Origin of the sequence: Chitinophaga eiseniae (assembly GCF_900167135.1) — a bacterium.
Taxonomy (GTDB): Bacteria; Bacteroidota; Bacteroidia; order Chitinophagales; family Chitinophagaceae; genus Chitinophaga; species Chitinophaga eiseniae.
Genome location: NZ_FUWZ01000003.1, coordinates 359637 through 383475, shown reverse-complemented (window position 1 = coordinate 383475; position 23839 = coordinate 359637). Strand labels below are relative to the sequence as shown.

Here is a 23839-nt window from a genome sequence, read left to right as displayed (position 1 = left end):
AAAACGGTAAGGTAACCCTGTTTTTTTCAAAACTGGTTAATATCAGGCTATAATTGATTACAATCGGGAAAGCCAACTGCGGGTGTCCGGGATATTTTTGAGGAAAAAAGAAAACATCATGTCTATCGAATGGAAAGGCGTATTTCCCGCCATCACTACCAAATTCACTGCAGCCGACGAACTGGACCTGCCTTTGTTTGAGAAAAACCTGCAGGCGCAGCTGGCGGCGGGTATTGATGGCATTATCCTGGGTGGCTCCCTTGGAGAAGCCAGCACGCTGACAACCGCTGAAAAAGAAACCCTGACGAAGTTTACCGTAGAGAAAGTAGCCGGTAAAATACCGGTGGTAGTGAATATTGCGGAAGGCGCCACCCGTGACGCCGTACAACAGGCGGCGCTGGTGAAGAAATGGGGTGCTGCCGGTATCATGCTGCTGCCTCCCATGCGCTATAAAAGCGACGAGCGCGAAACAGCAGCCTGGTTTAAAACAGTGGCCGCTTCCACAGACCTGCCGGTGATGGTATATAATAACCCGGTGGATTATAAGATAGAGGTGACACTGAATATCTTCGATCAGCTGCAGGAGCTGCCTAATATCCAGGCGGTGAAAGAATCTACCCGCGACGTGTCCAACGTCACCCGCATGATCAACCGTTTTGGCGACCGGTTTAAAATATTATGCGGCCTTGATACGTTAGCACTGGAAGAAATGGTGCTGGGCGCTCATGGCTGGGTAGGTGGACTGGTAGATGCTTTTCCTGCGGAGACGGTAGCTGTTTACCGGTTAGTCAAAGCCGGCCGCATAAAAGAGGCGGTGGAGATCTACCGTTGGTTCCTGCCGTTGCTGGAGCTGGACCTGTATCCCAAGCTGGTGCAGTTTATCAAGCTGGCCGAGGCGGAAGTGGGACTGGGCAGCGAGTATGTGCGGGCGCCACGCCTGACGCTCGAAGGAGCGGAAAGGGAAAGCGTGCTGCAGGTAATCCGTACCGCAGTGGCCAACCGTCCCGTATTACCGGATTATCTTTCTTTATAATTCTCCCTTATGACGCAGATAGATCAGATTATGCAGCAGGCTGCCACAGCCTACGAACAATATAAAAATATTCCGCCGGCACAGCGCGCCGCTTTTCTCGAAGCCATCGGGGCGGAGATCACGGCGCGCCGCGAGGGGCTGGTGAAAACGGCAGGGGAGGAAACGAACCTGCCCATGGCCCGGCTGAACGGTGAGATCGTGCGCACCACCACGCAATTGCAGAAGTTTGCCGACCTGATAAAAGAGGGCAGCTGGGTAGAAGCGGTGATAGACACTACGCCTAATATCCGCCGGATGCTGGTGCCGGTAGGGCCGGTGGTGGTGTTCGGCGCCAGTAATTTCCCTTTTGCTTTCTCCACGGCGGGCGGCGATACCGCCAGCGCACTGGCCGCCGGCGCTACGGTGGTGGTAAAAGCACACCCTGCACACCCGCGTACTTCTCAACTGATGTTTGAAGCCATACAGGCTGCCATTGTGCAAAGCGATATGCCGGCGCATACCGTGCAGCATGTTACGGGTGACTACCATACCGGCAAAGCGCTGGTCATTCATCCCAATACCACAGGCGTGGGCTTTACCGGCTCGTTGCAGGGCGGTAAAGCTCTCTGCGCCTATGCGGCCGAAAGGGAAGTGCCCATCCCTGTTTTTGCCGAAATGAGCAGCGTCAATCCGGTGGTGTTCCTGCCGCAGGCGCTGGAAACGCGCGGCGCAGCGCTGGCAGAAACGTTTGCCGCCTCCATCACCCTTGGAGCGGGACAGTTCTGCACCAATCCCGGGTTGCTGATAGGGTTGGAAAGCCCCGCGTTTACCGCGTTTCAGCAGCAGCTGGGTGCGGCGCTGGAGAAAACATCCCCCCAGAAGATGCTGCATCCCGGCATTCATACCGCTTTCCTGGAAGGACGCACCCGTATGCTGGCCAACCAGGAAGTCAGCCTGTCACCCGCACCAGTGCTGGATTTTGACGCCAATGCGGTGCGCCCTTCGCTGGCGCTTACTTCCGGCGCCGCCATCCTGGCTAATCCGGCGCTGAAAGAAGAGGTGTTCGGGCCACATGCCCTCGTGGTCGCCTGTAAAGACAAAGCAGAGCTGCTGACGGTGCTCAAAGGCCTCAAAGGGCAGCTCACCACCAGCGTGATGGCTACCGAAGAAGAACTTGGCCAGTGGCGGGAGGTGATCGATGTACAACTTACGCTCGCCGGCCGTATCATCCTGAACGGAGCGCCTACCGGGGTGGAAGTATGTGCCGCCATGGTACATGGCGGTCCGTTCCCGGCTACCACCGATGCCCGTTTCACCTCCGTAGGTACCGCCGCCATCCGGCGCTGGGTAAGGCCCGTATGCTTCCAGCAGTTTCCCGACGCGCTGTTGCCCGATGAACTTAAAGACGGCAACCCACGTGGCATATGGCGGCTGACAGACAATCAGTATGGCCGTTAACGTTAGGCGCCACCATTTTATTAACCAGCAAATACATCCATCGTGAAGCATACTTTTTTTTGCATCGATGCACATACCTGCGGCAACCCTGTCAGGCTCGTGGCCGGCGGCGGCCCCGTCCTGCAGGGCGCCAGTATGAGTGAAAAACGAGATCACTTTCTCCGCGAATATGACTGGGTCCGCAAAGGCCTGATGTTCGAACCGCGCGGGCATGATATGATGAGCGGCAGCATTCTTTATCCGCCCCATGACCCGGCCAACGATGTGGCGGTGCTCTTTATCGAAACCAGCGGCTGCCTGCCCATGTGTGGCCATGGCACTATCGGTACCATCACCATCGCCATCGAAGAAGGACTGATCAACCCGAAGGTACGCGGCAAGGTAAGAATGGAAACACCGGCAGGACTGGTAGAGGTAAAATACCAACAGCAGGGTAACAAAGTGAAAAGCGTGAAGCTTACCAACGTACCGTCCTACCTGGCCGCCACCGGCATCGTGGTAGACTGCCCCGATCTGGGACCGCTCACCGTAGATGTGGCCTATGGCGGTAACTACTACGCCATCGTAGAGGTACAGGACCGCTTCCCCGGACTGGAACATTTTACCGCTTCCCAGCTGATCGAATGGGCCAGGGTGTTACGTAAACGGATAAACGAAAATAGAAGTTTCGTGCATCCTGACAATCCGAATATCAATGGCTGCTCTCACGTACTGTGGACCGGCGCGGTCATGGATTCCACCTCCACCGCGCGGAACGCAGTGTTCTACGGCGACAAGGCCATCGACCGCTCTCCCTGCGGTACCGGCACATCCGCCCGGATGGCGCAATGGTATGCCAAAGGCAAACTGAAAAGCGGCGACGCTTTCGTACATGAAAGCATCATCGGCTCCCGCTTCACCGGCAGGATAGAAGAAGAAACCAGCGTGGGCGGCATGCCGGCCATCCGTCCCAGCATCGAAGGATGGGCAAGAGTATACGGCTACAACACTATTTCGATCGATCCGGAAGACGACCCTTATGCTTACGGACTACAGGTAATCTGATACAGACTATGAAAGTAATTATCATTGGCGGCGGTATTATCGGACTGGGCAGCGCCTATTACCTGCAACAGGCAGGCTACAGCGTTACGGTGGTGGACAGGACAGATATGTTGCAGGGCTGTTCTTACGGTAATGCGGGATACGTTTGTCCCAGCCACTTCGTGCCGCTTGCTACTCCCGGTATTGTGCGGCAAGGCCTTAAATGGATGCTGAACGCGTCCAGCCCGTTTTATATACAGCCATCGCTCAACCGCGAGCTGGTCAACTGGGGCCTGAAGTTTATGAAGAGCGCTACCCGGCAACATGTGGAACGCTCGGCGGCTCCGCTGCGCGACATCGCGCTGCTCAGCAAACAGCTGTATGAATCGTGGACTACCGTGCCCGGCCTGGATTTTGCCTATGCGCCCATCGGTATGATGGAACTGTTCCAGACAGAACAGAACGCCCATCATGCACATGAAACGGTGAAAGAGGCCGCGGCGCTGGGCATAGAAGCCCGCGTGCTTGGCAGGGAAGAGGTCACGCAAATGGAACCGGGGATGACGCTGGAAGCGCTGGGCGCAGTATACTTCCCCGGCGATTCGCAGTTGTATCCCAATCTGCTGATGCGCAACATGCTGACTTACCTGGAAAAACAGGGCGTACAGTTTATCCCGCATCAGGAGGTGACCGGCTTCGCAGCCACTGGCACCCGGATCACCGGTATCCGTACCGCTGCTGCCACGCTGGAAGCCGATCATGTAGTGCTGGCCGCCGGTGTGTGGAGCTCCGCCCTCGCCAGGGAACTGAAGCTTGATATCCCCATGGTAGGCGGCAGAGGATATTCTGTTACGTTTGAAAATACACCGTTCAAAGTACATCATTCCATCATCCTCAGCGAAGCCAGGGTAGCTATCTCTCCCCTCGATGGCAACAAAATCCGCTTCGGGGGAACGATGGAGATCACCCCGTTGCATACACCTCCGCGGATGCGGCGCGTGCAGGGTATCTTCGATTCGGTGAAACGGTACTTTCCCGGCTTTGATATGGCGGTGCCCCCGGCGGACCAGGTATGGTACGGCTACCGGCCCTGCAGCGCCGATGGTCTGCCTTATATCGGCAACCTGTCCCGGTATCCCAATGTAACAGTAGCTACAGGTCACTCCATGCTGGGCATCAGCCTCGGTGCAGCTACCGGAAAACTGGTGGCTGAACTGGTGGCCGGACAGCCGGCGTCGATGGACCTGCAACCTTTCCACCCCGAAAGGTTTAAGCGGTGAAAGCCCGCAAAAATGAAACAACAAAAAAGCCTTTAAACTACCCCGTTTAAAGGCTTTTTTGTGTTTATAAGGAGTCCTTCTCATTGATGTGGCCGTTATGACGAAGATCATCTGTTTGGCCCGGTGAATAAGGCATTGAGCGGTTTGGGGAATGAACAAAATGAATAAGTATTTGTCCTTCCGAAGATGTATCTTCAACAAGCGTTGACGGCTGCAACATTTTACCCTTTAATACCGGAAACATATGCACAGAATTGGTCGTGCCGGCAAACAGTTGTTTGTCTTTTTGTTTGTTAGAAAATTATTTTATCCCCTACACCTCATCGTTTACAAAATCAGCATGTGGGGACTGGGCATCAGGAACCACGAAAATGAGCGGGTTTCCGGTGAACGGGCTTTTATCCGCTATCTGAAAAGAAGGGACATGCTCTCTTCCGGTGTCATATTCGACATTGGCGCCAATGTAGGTCACTATTCTGAAATGCTGCGAAAGTATGATGTACATCTGCCGATCTACGCATTTGAACCGCATCCGGTAGCTTACCAGCAGCTGAAAGCCTGCGCCATAAAAAACGATTTCACACCCGTGTGGATGGCGGCAGGGGACCAGGAAGCCGAAACGGTTATCTATGACTATTCCGGCGCCGGCGGTTCCGAGCACGCCAGCATGTACCGCGAGGTGATTGAAACGCTGCATGAAGGTGTGGCAGAGGCGGTAGCGATCACTCAAACTACGCTGGACGAATTTGTAGCTTCCCGTCAGATTGATCAAATCGCCCTGTTGAAAATTGATACCGAAGGACATGAGCTGCCTGTGCTGAAAGGCGCCCGGCACTGTATCGCCGAAGGCAGGGTGAGTGCGATACAAATAGAGTTTAATGAGATGAATGTCATCTCCCGTACTTTCTTTAAAGATATCATCGACCTGCTGCCGGGATATCACTTCTATCGTCTGCTGCCGGACGGATTACAACCACTTGGCAAATATCACCCCGCACACTATGAGATTTTTTCTTTCCAGAATATCGTGGCTATCAGGCCTGCGGCCCCCACAGGATCTCCCGTTCGAAACGTTCCATGATATGATCGATGGCCAGCTGCTCCTGCGCGTACCTGCGCGCGTTGGCGGCTATCACGCTGTTTTCTCCTTCCAGTCCCAGCACAATCGCCTCACTTAATGCCACAGCATCGTCTGCTCTTACGGAAATGCCTATACGGTGATGATTGATCAGTTCATGTAGGCCTGAGCCTTCGTTGGCCGTCACAACAGGCACTCCGCCCACTGCGAGGATGGTGGTGAGTTTGGACGGCATCACGAGATCGCTGGCCTGTCCTTTCTGTATCACCAGGTGAAGGTCCGCCATATTCAGAAACCCGTTGAAGCGGGTGGCCGGTTGCAGCGGCATAAAACGAACATGTGACAGCTGCCATTCGGCGGCAAGGGCTTCCAACTGCTGCCGGTAGGGACCATCACCGCAGATCACAAAACGGATATGTGCCCGTTGCTGCAACTGCCGTGCTGCCAGCAATAAAGTTTCCAGTCCCTGCTTTTCACCCAGTGCGCCGGAATACAGGACCACTTTTTCCCCGGCAGAGAATCCAAACTGTTCTTTGAGTGCGCTGCGGTTATTCAATGGGTAATACCGCGCCACGTCTACCCAGTTGGGGAAAAGCCGTACTTCCCGCGCTGCTTTGCCGGCAATACTGCTGACCATCTGGGGAGAAATGGAGGACACCACGTCTGCCCGCCGCAGGATATATTTCTCCAGCCGGAACAACTGCCGCAGCAACCAGGATGAACGCAGCATGCCCAGGTTGCGGGCAGCTTCTATCTGCATGTCCTGGATATGGTAAATAAAACGGGAGCGCCGCAGGGTTTTGTAACCGGCAGCCAGTAAGCCAAGGTGGAAAGAGGGGGCAACGGAGATCACCACATCAAAACGCCGCTGCAGCAGTAAGTGCAGCATTTTCCCTGAGGCGGCGAGGCTGAAAGTGACGTCCTGCAGTACGCGTTTGCTGCCCGAAGGCTGTACCGGTACATAATGCGGGCAACGGTACACACTGACGGGCCTGCCTCCTTCGACAACAGTTTCCCGGGAGAAAAAATATTTTTTAGGGCGATAGGCGCTGCTGATCTTCCAGTCGGGGTAATAGGGGTAAGTTGTGAGTACGGTGCAATCATATCCTTTATCTGCCAGCCACTGTACCAGTTCTCCGTTATACTTGCCGACGCCGTTGGGCTCCGGCGCGTAATTACTGGTGATCATCAGGATACGTTTGCCCTTGTTGTTTTTATCAATAGGCATTTTTATCTCCTTTAATCATATTCACAATTGTCTGGAATATAATCTGGCAGTCGAGCCAGAAGCTGTAGTTTTCGATGTACCAGTTATCCATATTGATGCGTTGCTGCTGGCGGTCCAGCTGCTCGCTTTCGCCGCGGCAGCCGTTTACCTGTGCCCAGCCGGTGATACCGGGTTTCACCAGGTGGCGCAGCATATAGTGCTGTACTGTTTTCTGCAGTTCCAGGTGCATGGGGGTTACGTGTGGCCGCGGACCGACGAAAGACATATCGCCTTTCAGCACATTGAAGAACTGGGGCAGTTCGTCGAGGTTGGTATGGCGTAGCAGCCTGCCTATCCGTGTTACCCGCGGGTCGTTGCGGGTTGTCAGCCGGTAGGTGCCGTCGCTGTTCCATTCGCTGTTAATGGTCATGGTCCGGAATTTATAAATGGTCAGTTTTTTATTTTTCAGTCCCCACCTTTCCTGTTTGTAGATAACTGGTCCCGGAGAGGTTATTTTCACGAGAACGGCGATCAGCAGGAAGAGCCACGAGAACGTAACCAGTAAAAAGAGGGTGAAACAAATATCGAACAGCCGCTTGAGCTGCTGGTTACCGGTGTGGTCCAGCGGGGAAGAACGGATGGTGATCACCGGGAAATTACCGAAGAGGCTCATGCTTACCGTGGAGGTGCAGTGCTGATAGCAGCTGGCGATAATTTTTACCCGTTTGGCAGCTTTTTCACTGGCTACGATGATGCTTTCTGTTTCTTCGCGGCTGCTTTCGGGGATGGCCAGCACCACATCGTCGATCTCATGATTTTCCAGGATATGCCCGAGGGAGGAGAGCGGACCCAGGTACTTGCCGTTGAGCGCCTGGTTGGGAATATTGTCCACAAAACCAATACACTGGTAACCGAAATGATCGTTGGTGGCGATGGTATCATGGAAATGCATGGCGGTTTCGCCGGCCCCTACGATCAGTATATTTTTTACATTGTAACCATTGGTCCTGATCCGGAGAAATAATTTTTTGATCAGGATTTTGGAGAACATCATGCCGATAAGGATATATAGGCTATATACGCCGATAAAGGCGCGGGGAGCATGGAAGAATTTGAAGAAATAAAATAGGATGAAGGTAAGGATACAAACGTGCAGCAGCAGCGTTTTGATGATCGCCATAAACTCAAAGGAGAAAGGGCGGGAGCGGAAATCGTCGTACAGGTGCAGGTAAAGACCGGTGGCGAGCCAGCTGATGGTGCTGATACACCATACAGGAATGTTCGCCGGATAGGGGGATGCGCCTGTGGTTTCCAGGGCCAGCAGGAAGGCGAGGGTGAGAATAAGGCAGTCAACAAGTTGCCTGAGCAGTAGCGGTACATTAAGCGCGGTTTTCATAAGCACAAATGCATAAACTGTTAGTAATCACATACCGGTATTTGACTGGTCATTTCGTTTCTGGTACAACAGGTCCATTTGCAGGATACGTAGATTGTCGGATTGCAGATACCCGACAGGCGCTATAAAATCAAAGCCGAGCGATTTTACGAAATGATGCATTTCATCGAACAAAGGTTCACCGTCATACATGGGAATGAAAGAAGTTTCAAACAACAGATAGTCTATTTGCGGAAGCAAGGTAGTGGCGCCACGCAGCACTTCCCGTTCAAAGCCTTGTACGTCCAGTTTCAGGAGGGTGGGACTTTTGAGCCGGATGTCGGGCAGCTGGTCGAGCCGTTTTACGGGGACGGCCATTTTGCGGGTGTGGGCGGTTTGAGGCTTCAGCTGTATTTGTGCTGTCGATACCTGTAATGCAGAGCTCGCGTGGGAATATGCGTTGCTATAAAACTCCAGTGAACCATCGCTGCTGCCCAGCGCGAAGTTGAACGCCCGGATGGCGGATATTTTCCGGGTATATTGCTGCAGCAGTGTGTAGGTGTCCGGTACCGGTTCGAAGGAGTAGATGCGTGCCTGCGGGTAGCGGTGTGCTACGGCGAGAGCAAACTGTCCTTTGTTGGCGCCCACGTCCAGGATAGTATGCAGCGACGGGATGTAGTGGCTGCAATTGTAGACAAGCTGTGTAGAGGCGATGGATGCCCCTCCCTGGAGGAAGGCGCCGGGCCCCCTCCCCGAGCGGATCATTACTCTGGCGGCATCCGCCAGCTTAAACAGGATATTCATGTTTCCGAGAATTTATGGTTCCAGCAATGATGATAAAAGCGAATGGTTGCTGTAATGGTTTTTTTCCAGGAAAAGAGGCTGGCCTGCTGATACCCTTTTTGTATGATATGCTGCCGGAAGGGGCGGGATTCCAGGCGGCGGATACTGAGGGCGAAGGCTTCGGCATGCGGGTTGGCGGTAAGCAGCCCGGCGTCGCCCACTACTTCGGGTACGGAAGTCCGGTTACAGCCTACGACGGGGCATCCCGCTTTCATGGCTTCTCCCGGCGGGAATCCGAATCCTTCGTAAACGGAAGGATAGAGCAAACAGAAAGCCTGATTGTACAGGTAGTTCAGTTCCTGGTTGGTGGCAACAGGCAATACCTGGTGCCGGCCGGGTAAACGGTGTTGCAGCAGTGCGGTTTCTGTTTTGGTGAGCGGCCCGCCACCCACAGCTACCAGGCGGTAAGGCTGCGGCAACAGTGCGACGGCTTCTACGGCCGCCCGGAAGTTCTTATAGTGGTTGCGGCCACCTACATACAATACAAAAGGCTGCTGGGTGAGGTGTGCTGCCAATCCCGGTGGTGCGGTGAGCACATGCGGGAAAAAGTCGTCGCTGATGCCATGGTGTATGACGGTGATCTTGGCCGGATCTGTCTGCGGATAAAAATGCAGCAGCTCCTGCCGCGTGCTGTCGGAGATACAGATAATGCCGTCTGCTTTGCGGATGCCGTAGGCTTTCTGCCGGATATTGACAAGACCGCGGGGAAAGGGACTGGACAGCTTCCGTTCATGTGCGAAGTCATGCACGGTGAGTATGTTCAGTACATCTTTCTGCGGAGACACCCGCAGGTAGCCGCCATGAAAAATGGCACGGGCGGGAAGCCGGCATCGCAGCGGCAGGTAACGCAGCACGCTCCGCGGCAGCATGCTCTCCCGTATGCACGGCCACCGCTGATAGGCGATCTGCCGCTCAAAAACGTTAGCCGAGGCATGGTTGGCATTCAGCAGGTAGACGGGCAGGCCGCTGTGGCAAACACCATTCAGCAGCTCCAGCCAGTAGGCCGAAACACCGCCGGCCTGCTGAATTGAAAAAACGATATTGTCAAGATATATTCTCATTGCTCTCCTATTAACAAGGGCTGACCAGCCTCTTCCTCTTCCGGCGCCGGTTGACATAACATGGCCGTCATGAGAAGGAACAAGTCGATCTGGCTGAAAAAAAAGCAGACTACCACATACACGAGGTAGTTCCGCTGAAAGGGCGGCAGCTGTCTGTCGGCCCTCGTCAGCAATAAAAAGAACAGCAGCAGGCCGAAAAGGCCGAACTCCGCCAGGATATAAAACCAGCGCATGTTCAGGTTGTGACCGCCCACGCCTTCCAGCTGCTGCATATAACGCAGCTGCCCGGAGAAATAATGGCCGGGGATAAAAGTGCTGTTGCCCGGCCCGTAGCCGGTCCACAACAGGTAAGGGTGGTCTCTGAGAAAATCTACTACCGGCAATTCCATATCGCGCTGCAATGGAATACCCAGCACCTGGTTGTTGGGCTGCCAGTACTGAGTATCGTACCTGCTGAGCGACCGTTCCAGCAGCATACGTGAAATAGGCTGGTTCCGGTTCTTCAGATAGTACTGCATCAGCACATCCTTGGCGGAGGCGATACTGAGGAAAATACAAACAATCACTCCCAGACTGGCCAGCGCCTTGAAGCGCACCAGCCGGATAGGCTGTAGCAGCATAAACACAATGGCGGCCGACAGCATATTGATCCAGAAAGTCTGGGAGGATGTCTGCACGGCCATCAGGAAAACCCAGAAGGCCGATTTATAGTTGCGGTCGCGTAAAAAGACGGGTATTGTCAGGGAAACAAAAGCGCAAAAAACTTTCGGCTCGGCGAAGAAAGCCTGTATCCTTACGCCCAGGGGACCATTGATCTGTTCCAGCATATACCGCTGCTGCAGGCCCAGTAATTCACCGAGGACGTCGTTATGCAGCACTGCCTGTACAAATAACTGCAGCACGCCGACGCCGGCGGAATACAGTGCGATCTTTTTCATGGTGCGCAGCATCCCTTCGAAAGAGATACTGTCCCGTTCCTGCAGGATACGGGAGCCGATAGCAAACATCGGCAGGTAATTTTTCAGGTAGAAGTAAACGGGCCGGAAAAAATAAGCGGCGGAGGAGCCGGAAAGGGAAAAAGGATCTTGGTACAGTTGACCTACCATCATCACCAGCATCTGTGAGATCAGGGGAAACAACAGCAACAGCAGGTATTCCCTCCGGATGCGCAGCCTGCCTGTCAATACCTGGTGTCCCTGTTCGATGGTGAGATACAGCGCCACAAAAAAGGAGGCGTTGAAGGTAGGCCCGATCATCATAACGGTGTATGCTTCGGTGGCAAAAGCGTACAGCAGCATGTCGAGGATATTGATCCGCTTCCGGTGATAAGCGACGAGTAACCACGCGGCGATCAGCAAGGGCATTGTTTCCTTGAAGATCTCCACGAAAAGGTTACTGCTTCTGAGGTCGAGATAAGCGGCGTCCATCTTGATTTATCTATTTATTTATTTATTTATTTATCTATTTTGATATTTTGATATTTTGATGTTTTTTGATGCTGCTGTATTGTCTTTAAGCATCAGTCGCTGATATAACCGCAACAGCGTAGGACTGCCCTTGATCATGTCCCGCATGGTAGTATAAAAACGGCTGGGCGAATACATCACTTCGGCGGCATACCGGTCGGCCGCCTCGTCGATGCGGCGTTCCTCCGGATAGGTGATGACGGGCAGCTGTCCGTAGTTGATCTTCCTGAACCAGCCGGGTTCATGCAGTGTGTGCGTAGCGCCGTTACCATAACCGGTGTTACGTACCAGGCTTACATTGGGGGTGATGGTCCAGCCCTGGTTAAACCATACGCTGAGAAACCACTGTACATCCCAGGTGTCCAGCTGTTGATGATATACGGCTTTCATGTCATGTTTCAGGGTGGGGCTAAGCCCTTCTGCGGACATTCCCAGGTAGCGCTGCAGCGTGAAATCATATTGCTGCCATGCTCTTCTCCACGACGCCCAGCCCCATACGTGGGCAAAGCGGGAATAGTAGTAGGAGGCTGTGCCCCGTTGCCGGCCAAACTGGAAATTGCTTCCGTTGATATGCATCACGGCAGGGTCATGCCGGTAATGCTGCAACATAGCAGTGCAGAAGGAAAAAAAAGTAGGGTCCGGCAGGCAGTCGTCTTCCAGCACGACGCCTTCCTCGTTGTGTTCAAAGAACCAGTTGACAGCGCTGCTGACAGCTTTTCCGCAGCCGAGGTTATGGGAACGGAAAAGGGTTTGCACGCTGCAGGGCCAGTCGATGGCAGACAAAACGGCCTGCCGGGCGCTTTCGCACTGAAGGGTTTCCCCGGGCCTGTCGGGACGGGGGCCATCGGCCGCCACAAACAGGCTGGCAGGCTGTTGCCGCCGGAGGCAGGCCATCTGTTCCCGCACCTTATCGGGGCGGTTAAAGATCAGTAACAAAACAGGCGTGTGCATCATAACCATTCATTGCCTTTTAACCGGCTGTTTTTAAAAAAATAGGTATAACAGGTTTTGGCGAAGAGGCTGTAGCCCATCTCCCGCATAAAACTCAGTACCTCACAGTCTTCCTTGTCCAGTTCGTACGGCTGCGATTCCACCAGTACATAGGACGGCCGGTATTTGTCCCAGTTGTTGGACTGCAGCACTTCTAGGTCCATGCCCTCCACATCTATCGTCATAAAATCAATGGGCGTGCCGGCGGAAAGATGCCGGTCCAGCACATCGGCCAGCGGCGCTGTTTTTACTTTCTTCCGGTCTATCACCTGGTAATGGGGTTTCTCAGTGTATTCCTGTACTTTTTCAGCGGAAAAGGTGTTCAGCGCCGGCTCGTTGAAGATGGCGTAAGTAAGTTCCTGCGGTACGCCGGAAACACCCATTTCGAGGTTGGTGTCGCCGGGCCGGTATTTGTTGAACAGCGCCTGCATACCAGGCCGCGGATCAATATTGATACCCCGCCAGTTTTTTTTGTAAAACAGGTAGGTGTTGGAAAAACGGAAAGGATGATGGGCGCCTACATCTACGTACACCCCTTTGTTCTTTTGGCTGAAAATACGTTTAAGGATAAGATCTTCCCCTTCTGAACTGTAAGCCACCACCCGGTACCGCATCCGTGGAAAGAGCGCGGCCAGGAGCCTTTTAATGATATTTTTTAGCTTATTCATGGGTTAATAGATTTGTGGGAACTACTAAACAAATAGTTGTTCCACGATTTGCGCAGGATATGACTGATATCTGTAAGGTCGTTGTATATCCTTGCGGGATGTATCATCCCGCAGGTGAGTGACCATGCTTGTCCGCTTTTGTCCAGCGCCACCATCAGGATGTATACGCTGAAGTACGCTGCCACGGTGGCAATGGCAGCTCCTTTTCCGCCCATGTGCGGTATCAGGAGGAGATTGACAATGATATTGATCATCAGGCTGGCCATGTTACTGTACAGGTAGAGTTTATATTTTCCTTCTACAAAAAGATACTGTACCATGACCAGCATCAGGAACACCGGAATGGCCGACCAGATATGGATACGGAGGATACCGGCAGCGGTGGAATAGGCGGCGCCGTACAGCAGTTGTATCAACATGCCGGCCGACAGGCTGATGACGGTGGCCAGCATCAGGCTGATGAGGCCCGAGATACGCAGCCACCTGCCGAGTGTCTGCAGGTAAGCGGTTGGGTTTTCTTCTTTTTTACGGAACAGCATCGGCAGCATGGCGGTGGATACCACGGTGGGGAGCGCGTACCATAACTCGGAAATACGTACCGCTACGACGTAGTTGCCCAGCTCCTCCGGTGTGGACAGGATATTGAGCAATATGTTGTCGACCTTCATAAACAGCACTACCAGCAGGTTGGCCATGATGAGCACCCAGCTGTCGCCCAGCAGCCGCCTGGCCATGCGCAGGTTCACCTGCCGCAGCGACAGCGGCCCGAATTGCAGGCTGTATTTACCCACTATCCATACGTAGGTGGCCACCAGCTCCAGCAGCGTAAGCCACAGGAAGGTGAGCAGCGGCGCGTCACAGAAGATAGCCACGCATTTGAAGAGGCTGAAGAGCAGGAACACCGTTACTTTGGGGATGATCACGCTTTTCAGGCTGTTGCTGACCTGGTAAAAGCCGTCCATCACATCGAAGGACTGGAACAGGGCCGTAAAGGAAGAGAAAGTGATACACAGCAGATACAACGGGTCGGGGTTCATCAGGTGGACGAGGATGATGCTGACGCCCATACAGACCAGCGCCGCGGTCAGCCGCATAAAGGCGATGGTGCTGACCACACGGGGCGTTTCTTCTTCTTCCGCCATCAGTTCTTTGATCACCAGTTTGTCCATTCCCAGTATGGCGATGCTGGCCATAATAAGGCTGAAGGCGATGGTGTAATTCCATATGCCGAACACGCGCGGTCCCAGGTGCCGTGCCATCAGGGCCAGCACCAGTATGCCCGGGAAGAGCTTACTGATTTTATCGATCAGCAGCCAGCTGCTGTTTTCAAATACTTTACGCAATTCGTCTCGCTGTTTTTTTGAAGATGGTCGTCCAGCTGCTCTTACGGTTTTTACCTTCATCGTAGGAATATTTACCGTAATAGTAGTATGGATAAAAAGTGTCCTGAATAATGCCGTTGAAAATGAGTCCTTTCTTCCTGAAATAGGTTTCTTTCAGGCTTTCTTCCATGGCTACCAGTCTCGCTTTATGGGTATAGTTGTACCGGATGGCAAACAGGGTGCAGTCTACATACGGCGCCATGCTTTTGGCGTCTGATACGATGCCTACCGGTGAAGTATCGATAATGATATAGTCGAACCTGTTTTTTAGTTCTGCCAGCAAAGCCACCATGCGCGGGCTTTCTATCAGCTCGATCGGGTTGGGTGGTACGGGGCCGGAAGACACCAGGTACAGGTTGTTGGCGTCTGGTACCTCGCGGATAATTTCATCCATGGATTTGTTGCCGACGAGGTAGTTGGTGATACCGATTTTGTAGTCCATGCCCAGGAAGCTGGACAGTTTGGGTTTACGCAGGTCCATTTCCAGCAGCACCACCTTCTTGTTATTGACGGTGAGAGAATTGGCGAGATGTGCCGACAGGAAGGTTTTACCTTCTCCGGAGATGCTGGAGGTGAGCATTACGGTAGCGGGACCTTTGTGATCGGCCAGCAGAAAGCGAAGGTTGGTGCGGAGGTTAAAAATCTGTTCGGTGAGCACCGCGTGATTGTTGAGGGAGAAGTCCCGCGTGCCTTCTGTTTGCTGGAAGATCTCGGCGATCACCGGCAGGTTAAATACCTGTTCAATTTCCTTGCGGCTGAGTATCCGGGGATTGAGGAAGTATTTAATATATACGTAGACGCTGACAGCGATGACGGCCAATACCACAAAGCTGATGAAGATCATCGGTTTTTTGGGCGTTACGGGTTTTTCCGGTACAAAAGCAGGAGCAATGACTTTGTTATCGATCACATTGCTGGCAAAGGTAACCGAGGCTTCTTCCTTTTTCTTTAAGAGATAGAGGTAGAGGTTTTCCTTCACGCTCTGTTGTCTTTTGATATTGACATATTCCCGGGCGTAGGAAGGGATACTGGCTATCTTGCCCTGTATGGCGTTGACCTTGCGCTGAACGGTCTGCTGTGCCACGCCTGCGTTGCGGCGGTATCCGCTGATATAGTCGCGGATGGTGCCGCGGGCGGCGGTTACCTGTGCGTTGAGGTTTTCCATGAGGAAGCTGGAAGGCTGTACGGCGAGCGACAGTTTTCTTTGCTCGCGCAGGGCTTCTTCATAGCGGTTGATCATGCCGGTAAGGGTTTGGTCTACGCTGCCGGTGAGTGGGGTAAAGGGCGTGCGGTTGTCCGGATTGTTGATGTATTGTTCCACCTGGTCCATTACCGCCATTTGCAGATTGGCTTCGTTCAGTTTGATGTCGGCGTCTTTCACCTGTTCCAGCGCCAGTTTGGAGCTGGCGTCGATGTCGGTGATGCCGCGTTGTACTTTAAACTGTTCTTCGGAGCGTTCCAGCAGGCCCAGCTCTTCTTTGAGGGAGTCTATGCGGGTGTTGAGGAAGTGAATGGTTTTAACGCCGGCTTTGTTTTTATCGCTGAGGGTGTAGTCATTGTATTCGTCCAGCAGCGCATTGAGGAAATCGGCGCTGCGTTGTGCCATCGGGTCTTTATAGGTGATAACGATCACGGTGGCGTCGCGGTTGACCAGCGCGGTGGTGATATCCTCTACCGATTTGTAGGCCTGCTCTATGGCTGAATCTACTTCTATGCGGCAGGTGCCGGATTCGGCCAGCGATACTGTGCCGGATTGCAGGGCGAAGGTATCTTTCCCGATGCAGAAGGGGGTATTGGGGGCGACTGTAAAATGCAGGGTGTGTTTGTTTTTGCCTTCTCCCATGCGTGCTTCCACGTCGAAGTCCTGGCGGACGCGGGTAACGTTAAAGACATAGTTGCCGGTGCGGGAGCTGTCGCTCAGCAGCTGTATCACGACGGGCGACTTCGGATACCATTCTTTATCCTGCAGGTGTTGCGGCGTGAAATACCGGACATTGAAATGATTGCTGCTGATGACCCGCTGAAGCAGGATGGGGGAGTGCAGCACTTCCATTTCGTTTTCCATGTTTTTGCCGTTATTGAACAGGGAAAGGGATTTGAGCATATCCGCTTCTTCACCGCCGCCTTTCTTTTCATCTTTCAGGTAAAGGCGTGCCGACGACATATAGGAGGGGGGCGTGTACCGCAGGTAAGCCCATCCCGCTCCGGCGGCCAGCAGGATGGCCAGCAGGTATAAAGGCCAGTGAAAGAGCATCTTCCGGAAAAGGTCGCCTATATCAATGGCGGAAGGCCGGTTGTGTATTGCTTTAAGCGGTGCCATGGGATAGTTTTTCATTTACTGAGAAGAATGATGGTGGTAGCCAGCGAAATGGCGCTGAGTATCGCCGGCAGCAGCTGCACCAGCCGCGACGTGGGAAACTGTTTGCCCGGACCGGGCTTAATGTATACCACGTCGTTATTGGCCAGATAATAGTATGGCGAGTTCAGGGTCGTCTTACTATCGTTCAGGTTCAGCGAGGTATAATGTCTTATACCGTCTACTTCACGGATGATCATGACATCTTTCCGGTCGGCGGTGGTGTTCATATCTCCGGCCATACTGAGCGCGTCGAGGATAGAAGCTCTTTCGGCGCCTATCCTGAAGGAGCCGGGGCGTGCCACATCCCCGAGCACCGAGACTTTGAAGCTGACCATGCGGGTAGACACATACACGTTCTTCAGGGTCTTGGATAATTCGGTGGTCACTTCCTCATTGATCACCGCCGTGGTTTTGTTCCTGACATACATTTTGCCGGCGATGGGCAACCGGATAAATCCGGCGCTGTCCACCAGGTATCCCTGATCCACGCCCGTTCCCGACGGGCCGGGCGAACCGGAGAGGTTAGGGTTGAAGAATTGTGTGACATCCTTGTCCGGGGTGCTGACGATGATCTGTAAGACATCTCCCGATTGGATTTTCAGCTGTGGATACCGTTCGACAGGGTCGTAGCCGGTAGTGGCAGCTATGTCGTTGAAGTAAGTTATTTTCCTGCTGCCGGTGCATCCTGCCAACCAGAGGGACAGGACCAGCAAGGTCACACGAAATGACTGCATACGGGTACCTGATGCTTTTAATGAGAACTACGGATTGTTAGTTGATATATTGAAGCTCATCCGTGCTTTTCACGGAGACTTAATAAACTTCAGGATGCCAATACGCCTTTGCGCCGCGGCAGGGTGGCCTGCCTGATTTTGTCCTGCGCCGGCTGTTCAAAATAATAGTACACGATCCAGCTCAGAAGCACAACCATGCTGATAAAGCCTATCATCACCGGAGGATGAAGCAACAACCGGCGGTCCAGGTGCAGCAGTTGCATCACCAGCACGGTGGCTATCTGCAAAGGAAAATGCAGCAGGTAGATTGCGTAGCTGCAGTTACCCAGTACTGACCAGCGGCGGTGCCAGGGACCTATCACGGTTTCAAGCAATACCAAAGACAGGATGGTACAGGGGGCCACGGTGACCCGGAATAGCAGGTTTCTGACCACGCCATAGGCATTGGCGGACTGCTCTGCGCTGAGTCCGGGACGAATCCTGCCGATATGGCTGTACCAGGCCTGTTCAAAGAAAGGAAAGAAGTAGTAAGACATGATGACCACCGTCCAGAGAATAACCGTCACCACGCTGATGACCCGGAAGTAAGTCCGGATGTTGCGCTGCCGGAGAACGTAGTTATAGATATAGTATAAAAGCGCTCCGAGAAAGAAAGAAAATACACCTTTCCCAATGAGAAAGCCATAGTGTTGCATGACGGCTCCCGCCGGGATCATCAGCAACAGCAGAGCCTTGTTGGTGTGCCACCTCTTTCTGCAAAGGAGGAAGAAGAGCAGGTAGAGAAACATCTCCACCGATACCGACCAGGAAGGCGCATTAAAAGAAGGCCCTACTTCCAATCCCCAGTTTTGTACAAACAGGAGATTTAAAAAGAAGTGATAGGCGTCATTATATTGTATCACAAAATAATGTCCCAGCCGCTGTAATACCACCGGCTGTAAAATAGCCACTCCTATCAATGTAGCCACATGGAGCGGGTACAACCTGGATATGCGGTACACCCAGAATTTTCTGAAATCCGTTTTGCCAGTCGCTACGGAATCAGCATATAACCAGAAAAAGATAAAACCCGATAACTGAAAAAATATATCTACCGACACCATGCCATGCGTATAAAACAGAGACAAAGCAGAATAAAAAGGCAGTTCGGTATTTAATTCTCCCCCCAGCGTAAATACATCGTTCGGATAAAAGAACATCTGCCAGTGGAAGAGTACGACGATCACGGCCGCGATGCCCCTGAAAGCATCCAGACTGTGGAAATAGGCCGGGACAACAGGGGGACGGGTCTTCGCCATAGAAAGATGGTTAAGAGGTTAATCAATAACGGGCTTTAAATCATAGGATACGGAAGTTAACAAGAAAAAAAATGCAATAGTATGACGGTGGTTGAATGAACGAAAAAATCTGGATAAAAGTGAAGTGAACAAAATGAATAAGCAGTGTGTGCCGTAAATAAAAGATTATGTATCTTTAAAGGAGCAAATCTATATCATTTATTAAAAGAAAGCAGAAGGTCTGAACTTCAATAGGTGAGCATGAAATACAGGATCGACTTCAGAGGGCCTGAACAAACCATACGCTATACCGCTACCTGTAATTCCACGTTGGAAGTGGAGACGTTGGTCCGGCAGGTGTTGCAGTACGACTGGGCAGACGAAAAAGGCGCTTATACCATGACATTGTATGATCTCTCCTCAGGAGGAGAACAGCTGGTGCATGTATACCGTTTTAAAATGGAACCACCCTATACGAAAGCTGCTTTCGACGCTTTTAGTAACAGGTAAACGCCCCGGCGCCAAACGCCAGGGCGACATGATATTATCCCAGTATCTCCACTTCTTCAGGGATCACAAAGAAGAGCGTACATCCGGAAGGACTGCTAACGGAATGTTTAAATCCCGGTGGTGTATACAGGTAGTCTCCGGCGGTCAAAGTAGCCTGTTCCAATACCGCTTCTCCGCTTAAGACAAAAATTTCTTCCCCCGCAGGATGATTGTGGTACGGGTAAACAGCGCCCGGCTCAAATTTCAGCAGGATCGTTTTCGAACGCTGACTGGCTTCATCATACCGCAATGGCTTTACAAAAATGCCTTTATAGTGAATGCCTTTTTCGATCAGTGGCTGCCAGTCCTGCTGGTTGCTGTGTGTAATGTAATGTTGGATGTCTGTATGCATGATTATGAATTTAAAAGTTGATCAATACTCCAGCGATAGGAGGGAATGGTGGCCAGCAGAAAAGCGCCGGCGCTGAAGGCGAATACGGAATAGTCCAGCGGCTCTTTCAGCCCGTAGGAATAAGTCATGGCCAGAGCAAACAACAAAGTGAGCCCCATGGCGATAACGGCGGCCAGCTGGGTTTTGTATCCTGTCAGCAGCATAATGCCCAGCGAGGCTTCCAGTATGGTGGCCACTACGGCGATGGCGGGGATGATCCGGGGAGGGGCGAAGGAATTGACCTGTGCCGTGTATTGCAGAAAGTTATGCCAGCCGGAAGAGCGGCTGCCCCAGAGGTTTAACCTGCTGGCTACGGCCGACAGGAAGCCGGCTCCCAGTGAGAGCCTTAGCAGCAGTGCGGCGATGTCCTGATATGATTTCATGTACTGTTTGTTTTTGACAGTACAAAGGTGGCTTTTCAGGAGGGGTTAGAGAATAGAGAATCCTGTAAAAAACATGTAACATTTACAGGGCGTATTGTTCTTTATACTGTTTGGGAGACAGCCGGGCTTGTTTTTTAAAGAAGTTGGAGAAATAGAAGGGATCGTTGAAGCCCAGTTTATAGGCCACTTCTTTTACCGTAAGATCGCCATAGGTCAGCAGCCGCTTGGCTTCCGAGGTAACGAGGCCGTAGATCACGTTCTGGGCGGTTTTGCCGGCATGCAGGCGGGCCAGTTCGTTGAGTTTGGCTTCTGTGGTGCCGAGGAGAGCAGCCAGTTGCTTCAGGGTATAGTTGTGTTCAAAATTGTTCCTTACTGCCTCCAGGAACCGCAGAAACAGGGCGTCGGGTTTCCAGATCTCATCGCCCCGCTGCACTTTGGCCCGGTTGATGGCCACGAGTATGAGTGTGATGCGGCTGTGTACGGAGATCAGGTACTGATAGGGCTGTTGGGCCACTTCTTCGTGTATCAGTGCCAGTTGCCTGTCTGCCACGTCGCTGCCGACGGGTATCACTTCATTCATCGCAAAATGGCAGAAAAGGCCATTGTGGAAAATCAGTTCTATATCGTTATCGTCTTTACAGAAGAAATCAAGGGAAAATTCCAGCAGGTAGCCTGTTGCCTGGTTGTTTTCCCGGATATGGTGTATCTGGCCGGAGGTGATGGTGATCACGTCACCGGCCTGCAGGGTGAAGTCCCGGTGATCAACGGAAATCACCAGTGAGCCGGTATGGCAATACAACAGCACATACCGCATTACGCGGCGTGGTTTGTCCGGAAGCGGGTACTGGTCGAGTGGTGCAATGGTGATCATCGGCATAAATGAAAACAGTTATTTAACCTGTATGGAGAAAGCCATTTTTTTAAAATGCTGCAGGTCTCCCGTGGTATCCTTTTTACTGATGGCCTGTAATACGATGGCCTGATCGCCTTTTATGACCACGCAGCAATAGGCGGTCACCGGTTTGTTTTTGAGTTGCCCCTGTATTTCCACCTGGTAGGCTTCGTTGTTATTGATACGGTCGCTGCTTTCCTGTTTGGTTTCAGGATCGGTAAGGCCATATTCTCTGAACTTACCGACCATCATCGCGGCAATTTCCTTAGGAGGCGCCGTGTTGTCATTGGGAAACTGGGCCACCATCACAAACGGGCCGTCGGGGTCCTCTTTGGTGTCTGCCCCGTTGACCGTATAAATATACAGGCTGGCGGCATATTTAAAAAAACGGAAGGGTGTTTCTTTGGTGTCAATGGTGAAATTGGCCGTTTCAAAAGGATCTATTGGCTGCTGCGGATCGTACCATATGCTGCGGAGGCAGGCCAGCATTTCCTTACGGGCGGTTTCGTTACCGGTAGGGTATACCGCCATCACCGAAGTGGAAAAGGTGGTGTCTCCGAAAACGAGTCCGAGCGTGATATGCGTAGGAGCGCCCTGTGCCGCCACAAACTTGGCGGGGTAGCCGTCGATGTTGAGTTCCTGGTAATCGTACACCGTGGCGCCTTTTTCCACGAAAGCGGCCTTGCTGAAAGAAGCGGCGTTGGTATAGAAGTTACCGCCCGGCAGGTCATACACATTGATCATGCCTCTCTCTTTATGATGGAGGCCGATAAAGTTTTTGGCGATGGTGTATTGCGCCGGCGGTACCATATACAGATGCGTGCCCGGAATACGCACATGCCGGGCTGTTTTGGTGTTGCGGATAATACTGTCCAGCTTGTACTGGGCGCGGGCGCCGGCTGCCAGGCATAATAACAGACAAAGCGACAGGAATGGTTTCATGGGTGATCGTTTACTATCGGAAATGGTTGACAGGCGGGAGAAAAATACCCTCCACCCGCGGGTGGGACTGGGAATCATGCTCCGGCGGTGTAAATGTCGGGTTTTATTTTGATTTTCTTATCGTGGTGTTGCGGGGGATAAAAAAGCCTTACAACCGCACGGTTGTAAGGCTTACTGTTTTTACCAGCCGAAGCGGATGGTGTAGGTATTGTTACCGTAGTCCGTCCGTTGGGTCAGGAATCTTTTTTTCATCCACTGTTTCTTGTTTTTGGATACCAGTTTCCAGTTGGGATGATAATTGTATTTCAGCTTTTCGGGCTTGTCTGTTCCGTCTTCCTCATACCACATGGCTCGGAACATATCCTCGCAGCAGTCTTTGTAGAAGATGGAATGCCACCTGCAACGTGGGCATGCGGCGTACATTTCTTTTTTTACGAGATTGTACGTTCTCCGATGGTCAGTTGTTTTTAGGATTTTAAGTTTGCTCACTTGTAAACACATTTGGTGCTACAAGGCGTCGAAGGCTTTTTTCATGACATAGGTTTGGGGCGAAGATAGGGAAAAGCGTTAATTCCCCGGAGATCCGGTGTCATTCCTTTGAATTTTTATGCTATTTTGTAGAGGTCCAATTTACAGAAAGATGGGGGCTCCGCTCGACGATATTACGTTTCACATACATTCTCCTTATGCCAATAATTCCCCTGAATACCGGGAACAAACTTCACTTCAAAACTTTGTAGGTGATTTGTATCTGCAGAAAATGCGTGGCTACAAACCTCCGCATACTGGAAGGATAAATCTTCTGTCAAGCAATCCGGTAACGACCTACTCCTTCTGGAAAATCGGGTCCATTGTTTCAATTCTGATCGACTTTAACCGCGACCTCTATGAATCGCTGGATGAGTATGGCCGATGCCGTTATCTACTGGATATCATTCAGACGGCGATGTTTCAGTTGACCGAAGCGTATAACTGGGACTGGTCGGTCTTTGAGAGGGCTTATCAGGAGATACTGGACAGCAATTTTGCGTTTAAATTAGATACGCCTTCCAAAAAATCAAGAGATGGAAAGAAAGCCGGGTGGTTGTCCATTGAAAAAACCAAAACGGTTACAACTGTTTATGCGCATGTTCAATATGAAAGTACTATTTTGAAGGTAAGGTTATTGGAGAAAGAAAACGGTTGGTGGTATGACTACGCCTATTTGTTGGCTAAGCATGCAAAATGGAAGGATGGCGAGCGCTTCGGCGTCTTTTATGTCGAAGGGGCGCTGGAGATCTATTATTCCCTTGCACATAACCGGCTCTTCTTACTACAGGAAGGGGAAGAAGTACAGGCGATCGACTATGAAAAACTTTCCAGGCGGGTTCCCCGGGTTCATTTGTAACGCTAGTGCCCACAACTATATTCCGGCAGGAAAACGTTATCTTCACATAGCCTATACTGCCTGGCAGCTTTGACGATTCCCG

23 protein-coding genes are annotated in these 23839 nt (G+C 52.2%); 7 read left to right on the top strand and 16 right to left on the bottom strand.

Annotated features, from left to right (window positions below):
* Window positions 1-118: 118 nt before the first annotated feature.
* From B5D63_RS20555 to B5D63_RS20535, 5 genes are all read left to right on the top strand, one after another.
* Window positions 119-1033, top strand: a complete 915-nt coding sequence (locus B5D63_RS20555; protein ID WP_078670724.1) for a dihydrodipicolinate synthase family protein — start codon at window positions 119-121, stop codon at window positions 1031-1033.
* A gap of 9 nt (window positions 1034-1042) precedes the next feature.
* Complete coding sequence (locus B5D63_RS20550; protein WP_078670723.1) at window positions 1043-2470, top strand: aldehyde dehydrogenase (NADP(+)); 1428 nt, start codon at window positions 1043-1045, stop codon at window positions 2468-2470.
* 42 nt (window positions 2471-2512) lie between these two features.
* On the top strand, window positions 2513-3514 hold the full coding sequence (locus B5D63_RS20545; protein WP_078670722.1) for a 4-hydroxyproline epimerase: 1002 nt from the start codon (window positions 2513-2515) through the stop codon (window positions 3512-3514).
* Window positions 3515-3522: 8 nt separating this feature from the next.
* Window positions 3523-4773, top strand: a complete 1251-nt coding sequence (locus B5D63_RS20540; protein WP_078670721.1) for an NAD(P)/FAD-dependent oxidoreductase — start codon at window positions 3523-3525, stop codon at window positions 4771-4773.
* A gap of 244 nt (window positions 4774-5017) precedes the next feature.
* The gene (locus B5D63_RS20535) at window positions 5018-5854 is read left to right on the top strand and encodes an FkbM family methyltransferase (RefSeq protein ID WP_078670720.1); all 837 of its coding nucleotides are present in this window, start codon (window positions 5018-5020) and stop codon (window positions 5852-5854) included.
* Here the strand turns inward: B5D63_RS20535 and B5D63_RS20530 are convergent.
* The 11 genes from B5D63_RS20530 to B5D63_RS20480 all read right to left on the bottom strand — a co-directional run bounded on the left by B5D63_RS20530 (window position 5808) and on the right by B5D63_RS20480 (window position 19234).
* Complete coding sequence (locus B5D63_RS20530; protein ID WP_078670719.1) at window positions 5808-7079, bottom strand: WcaI family glycosyltransferase; 1272 nt, start codon at window positions 7077-7079, stop codon at window positions 5808-5810. The two genes, B5D63_RS20535 and B5D63_RS20530, sit on opposite strands and share 47 nt — an antisense overlap.
* Window positions 7069-8454 (bottom strand): undecaprenyl-phosphate glucose phosphotransferase, encoded by a 1386-nt coding sequence (locus B5D63_RS20525; protein WP_078670718.1) that lies wholly within the window; start codon window positions 8452-8454, stop codon window positions 7069-7071. Before B5D63_RS20525 ends, B5D63_RS20530 begins: the two co-directional genes overlap by 11 nt.
* A gap of 27 nt (window positions 8455-8481) precedes the next feature.
* Window positions 8482-9237 (bottom strand): FkbM family methyltransferase, encoded by a 756-nt coding sequence (locus B5D63_RS20520; RefSeq protein ID WP_078670717.1) that lies wholly within the window; start codon window positions 9235-9237, stop codon window positions 8482-8484.
* Window positions 9234-10337: a glycosyltransferase family 4 protein gene (locus B5D63_RS20515; protein ID WP_159456096.1), complete on the bottom strand. Its 1104-nt coding sequence runs from the start codon at window positions 10335-10337 to the stop codon at window positions 9234-9236. Before B5D63_RS20515 ends, B5D63_RS20520 begins: the two co-directional genes overlap by 4 nt.
* Window positions 10334-11764: a hypothetical protein gene (locus B5D63_RS20510; RefSeq protein ID WP_078670715.1), complete on the bottom strand. Its 1431-nt coding sequence runs from the start codon at window positions 11762-11764 to the stop codon at window positions 10334-10336. The genes B5D63_RS20515 and B5D63_RS20510 overlap by 4 nt, the downstream gene beginning before the upstream one ends.
* Before the next feature lie 30 nt (window positions 11765-11794).
* Entirely contained in the window at window positions 11795-12763 is a 969-nt protein-coding gene (locus B5D63_RS20505; protein ID WP_078670714.1) for a hypothetical protein, read from the bottom strand.
* Window positions 12754-13461 (bottom strand): FkbM family methyltransferase, encoded by a 708-nt coding sequence (locus tag B5D63_RS20500; RefSeq protein WP_078670713.1) that lies wholly within the window; start codon window positions 13459-13461, stop codon window positions 12754-12756. The genes B5D63_RS20505 and B5D63_RS20500 overlap by 10 nt, the downstream gene beginning before the upstream one ends.
* Window positions 13458-14804 (bottom strand): flippase, encoded by a 1347-nt coding sequence (locus B5D63_RS20495; RefSeq protein WP_159456095.1) that lies wholly within the window; start codon window positions 14802-14804, stop codon window positions 13458-13460. Before B5D63_RS20495 ends, B5D63_RS20500 begins: the two co-directional genes overlap by 4 nt.
* Window positions 14797-17163, bottom strand: a complete 2367-nt coding sequence (locus B5D63_RS20490) for a GumC family protein (RefSeq protein ID WP_159456094.1) — start codon at window positions 17161-17163, stop codon at window positions 14797-14799. Before B5D63_RS20490 ends, B5D63_RS20495 begins: the two co-directional genes overlap by 8 nt.
* An 11-nt stretch (window positions 17164-17174) precedes the next feature.
* On the bottom strand, window positions 17175-17936 hold the full coding sequence (locus B5D63_RS20485; RefSeq protein ID WP_078670710.1) for a polysaccharide biosynthesis/export family protein: 762 nt from the start codon (window positions 17934-17936) through the stop codon (window positions 17175-17177).
* An 89-nt stretch (window positions 17937-18025) separates the two neighbouring features.
* Window positions 18026-19234 (bottom strand): acyltransferase family protein, encoded by a 1209-nt coding sequence (locus tag B5D63_RS20480; protein WP_078670709.1) that lies wholly within the window; start codon window positions 19232-19234, stop codon window positions 18026-18028.
* A gap of 240 nt (window positions 19235-19474) precedes the next feature.
* Here B5D63_RS20480 and B5D63_RS20475 point away from each other — a divergent pair, with 240 nt between their 5' ends.
* The gene (locus B5D63_RS20475) at window positions 19475-19723 is read left to right on the top strand and encodes a hypothetical protein (protein WP_078670708.1); all 249 of its coding nucleotides are present in this window, start codon (window positions 19475-19477) and stop codon (window positions 19721-19723) included.
* 34 nt (window positions 19724-19757) lie between these two features.
* Here the strand turns inward: B5D63_RS20475 and B5D63_RS20470 are convergent, their stop codons facing one another.
* The 5 genes from B5D63_RS20470 to B5D63_RS20450 all read right to left on the bottom strand — a co-directional run bounded on the left by B5D63_RS20470 (window position 19758) and on the right by B5D63_RS20450 (window position 22730).
* A complete protein-coding gene (locus tag B5D63_RS20470; protein ID WP_078670707.1) occupies window positions 19758-20114 on the bottom strand; it encodes a cupin domain-containing protein in 357 nt (118 codons plus the stop codon).
* 2 nt (window positions 20115-20116) lie between these two features.
* Window positions 20117-20536 (bottom strand): DoxX family protein, encoded by a 420-nt coding sequence (locus tag B5D63_RS20465; RefSeq protein WP_078670706.1) that lies wholly within the window; start codon window positions 20534-20536, stop codon window positions 20117-20119.
* Between the two features lie 82 nt (window positions 20537-20618).
* Window positions 20619-21413, bottom strand: coding sequence for a helix-turn-helix domain-containing protein (locus tag B5D63_RS20460; RefSeq protein ID WP_235021596.1), 795 nt, complete (start codon window positions 21411-21413; stop codon window positions 20619-20621).
* 12 nt (window positions 21414-21425) lie between these two features.
* Window positions 21426-22370: a hypothetical protein gene (locus tag B5D63_RS20455; RefSeq protein WP_078670705.1), complete on the bottom strand. Its 945-nt coding sequence runs from the start codon at window positions 22368-22370 to the stop codon at window positions 21426-21428.
* A gap of 180 nt (window positions 22371-22550) precedes the next feature.
* Window positions 22551-22730, bottom strand: a complete 180-nt coding sequence (locus B5D63_RS20450; RefSeq protein ID WP_235021595.1) for a hypothetical protein — start codon at window positions 22728-22730, stop codon at window positions 22551-22553.
* A gap of 280 nt (window positions 22731-23010) precedes the next feature.
* Between B5D63_RS20450 and B5D63_RS20445 the strand changes: the two genes are divergently transcribed.
* A complete protein-coding gene (locus B5D63_RS20445) occupies window positions 23011-23757 on the top strand; it encodes a hypothetical protein (protein WP_143313011.1) in 747 nt (248 codons plus the stop codon).
* The last annotated feature ends 82 nt before the right edge of the window (window positions 23758-23839 follow it).

Coding starts and splice junctions, on each gene's coding strand:
- B5D63_RS20555 (WP_078670724.1), top strand. CDS start 119: ATGTCTATCGAATGGAAAGGCGTATTTCCCGCCATCACTACCAAATTC.
- B5D63_RS20550 (WP_078670723.1), top strand. CDS start 1,043: ATGACGCAGATAGATCAGATTATGCAGCAGGCTGCCACAGCCTACGAA.
- B5D63_RS20540 (WP_078670721.1), top strand. CDS start 3,523: ATGAAAGTAATTATCATTGGCGGCGGTATTATCGGACTGGGCAGCGCC.
- B5D63_RS20535 (WP_078670720.1), top strand. CDS start 5,018: ATGCACAGAATTGGTCGTGCCGGCAAACAGTTGTTTGTCTTTTTGTTT.
- B5D63_RS20530 (WP_078670719.1), bottom strand. CDS start 7,079: ATGCCTATTGATAAAAACAACAAGGGCAAACGTATCCTGATGATCACC.
- B5D63_RS20525 (WP_078670718.1), bottom strand. CDS start 8,454: ATGAAAACCGCGCTTAATGTACCGCTACTGCTCAGGCAACTTGTTGAC.
- B5D63_RS20520 (WP_078670717.1), bottom strand. CDS start 9,237: ATGAATATCCTGTTTAAGCTGGCGGATGCCGCCAGAGTAATGATCCGC.
- B5D63_RS20515 (WP_159456096.1), bottom strand. CDS start 10,337: ATGAGAATATATCTTGACAATATCGTTTTTTCAATTCAGCAGGCCGGC.
- B5D63_RS20510 (WP_078670715.1), bottom strand. CDS start 11,764: ATGGACGCCGCTTATCTCGACCTCAGAAGCAGTAACCTTTTCGTGGAG.
- B5D63_RS20505 (WP_078670714.1), bottom strand. CDS start 12,763: ATGGTTATGATGCACACGCCTGTTTTGTTACTGATCTTTAACCGCCCC.
- B5D63_RS20500 (WP_078670713.1), bottom strand. CDS start 13,461: ATGAATAAGCTAAAAAATATCATTAAAAGGCTCCTGGCCGCGCTCTTT.
- B5D63_RS20490 (WP_159456094.1), bottom strand. CDS start 17,163: ATGGCACCGCTTAAAGCAATACACAACCGGCCTTCCGCCATTGATATA.
- B5D63_RS20485 (WP_078670710.1), bottom strand. CDS start 17,936: ATGCAGTCATTTCGTGTGACCTTGCTGGTCCTGTCCCTCTGGTTGGCA.
- B5D63_RS20480 (WP_078670709.1), bottom strand. CDS start 19,234: ATGGCGAAGACCCGTCCCCCTGTTGTCCCGGCCTATTTCCACAGTCTG.
- B5D63_RS20475 (WP_078670708.1), top strand. CDS start 19,475: ATGAAATACAGGATCGACTTCAGAGGGCCTGAACAAACCATACGCTAT.
- B5D63_RS20470 (WP_078670707.1), bottom strand. CDS start 20,114: ATGCATACAGACATCCAACATTACATTACACACAGCAACCAGCAGGAC.
- B5D63_RS20465 (WP_078670706.1), bottom strand. CDS start 20,536: ATGAAATCATATCAGGACATCGCCGCACTGCTGCTAAGGCTCTCACTG.
- B5D63_RS20460 (WP_235021596.1), bottom strand. CDS start 21,413: ATGCCGATGATCACCATTGCACCACTCGACCAGTACCCGCTTCCGGAC.
- B5D63_RS20455 (WP_078670705.1), bottom strand. CDS start 22,370: ATGAAACCATTCCTGTCGCTTTGTCTGTTATTATGCCTGGCAGCCGGC.
- B5D63_RS20450 (WP_235021595.1), bottom strand. CDS start 22,730: ATGTTCCGAGCCATGTGGTATGAGGAAGACGGAACAGACAAGCCCGAA.
- B5D63_RS20445 (WP_143313011.1), top strand. CDS start 23,011: ATGGGGGCTCCGCTCGACGATATTACGTTTCACATACATTCTCCTTAT.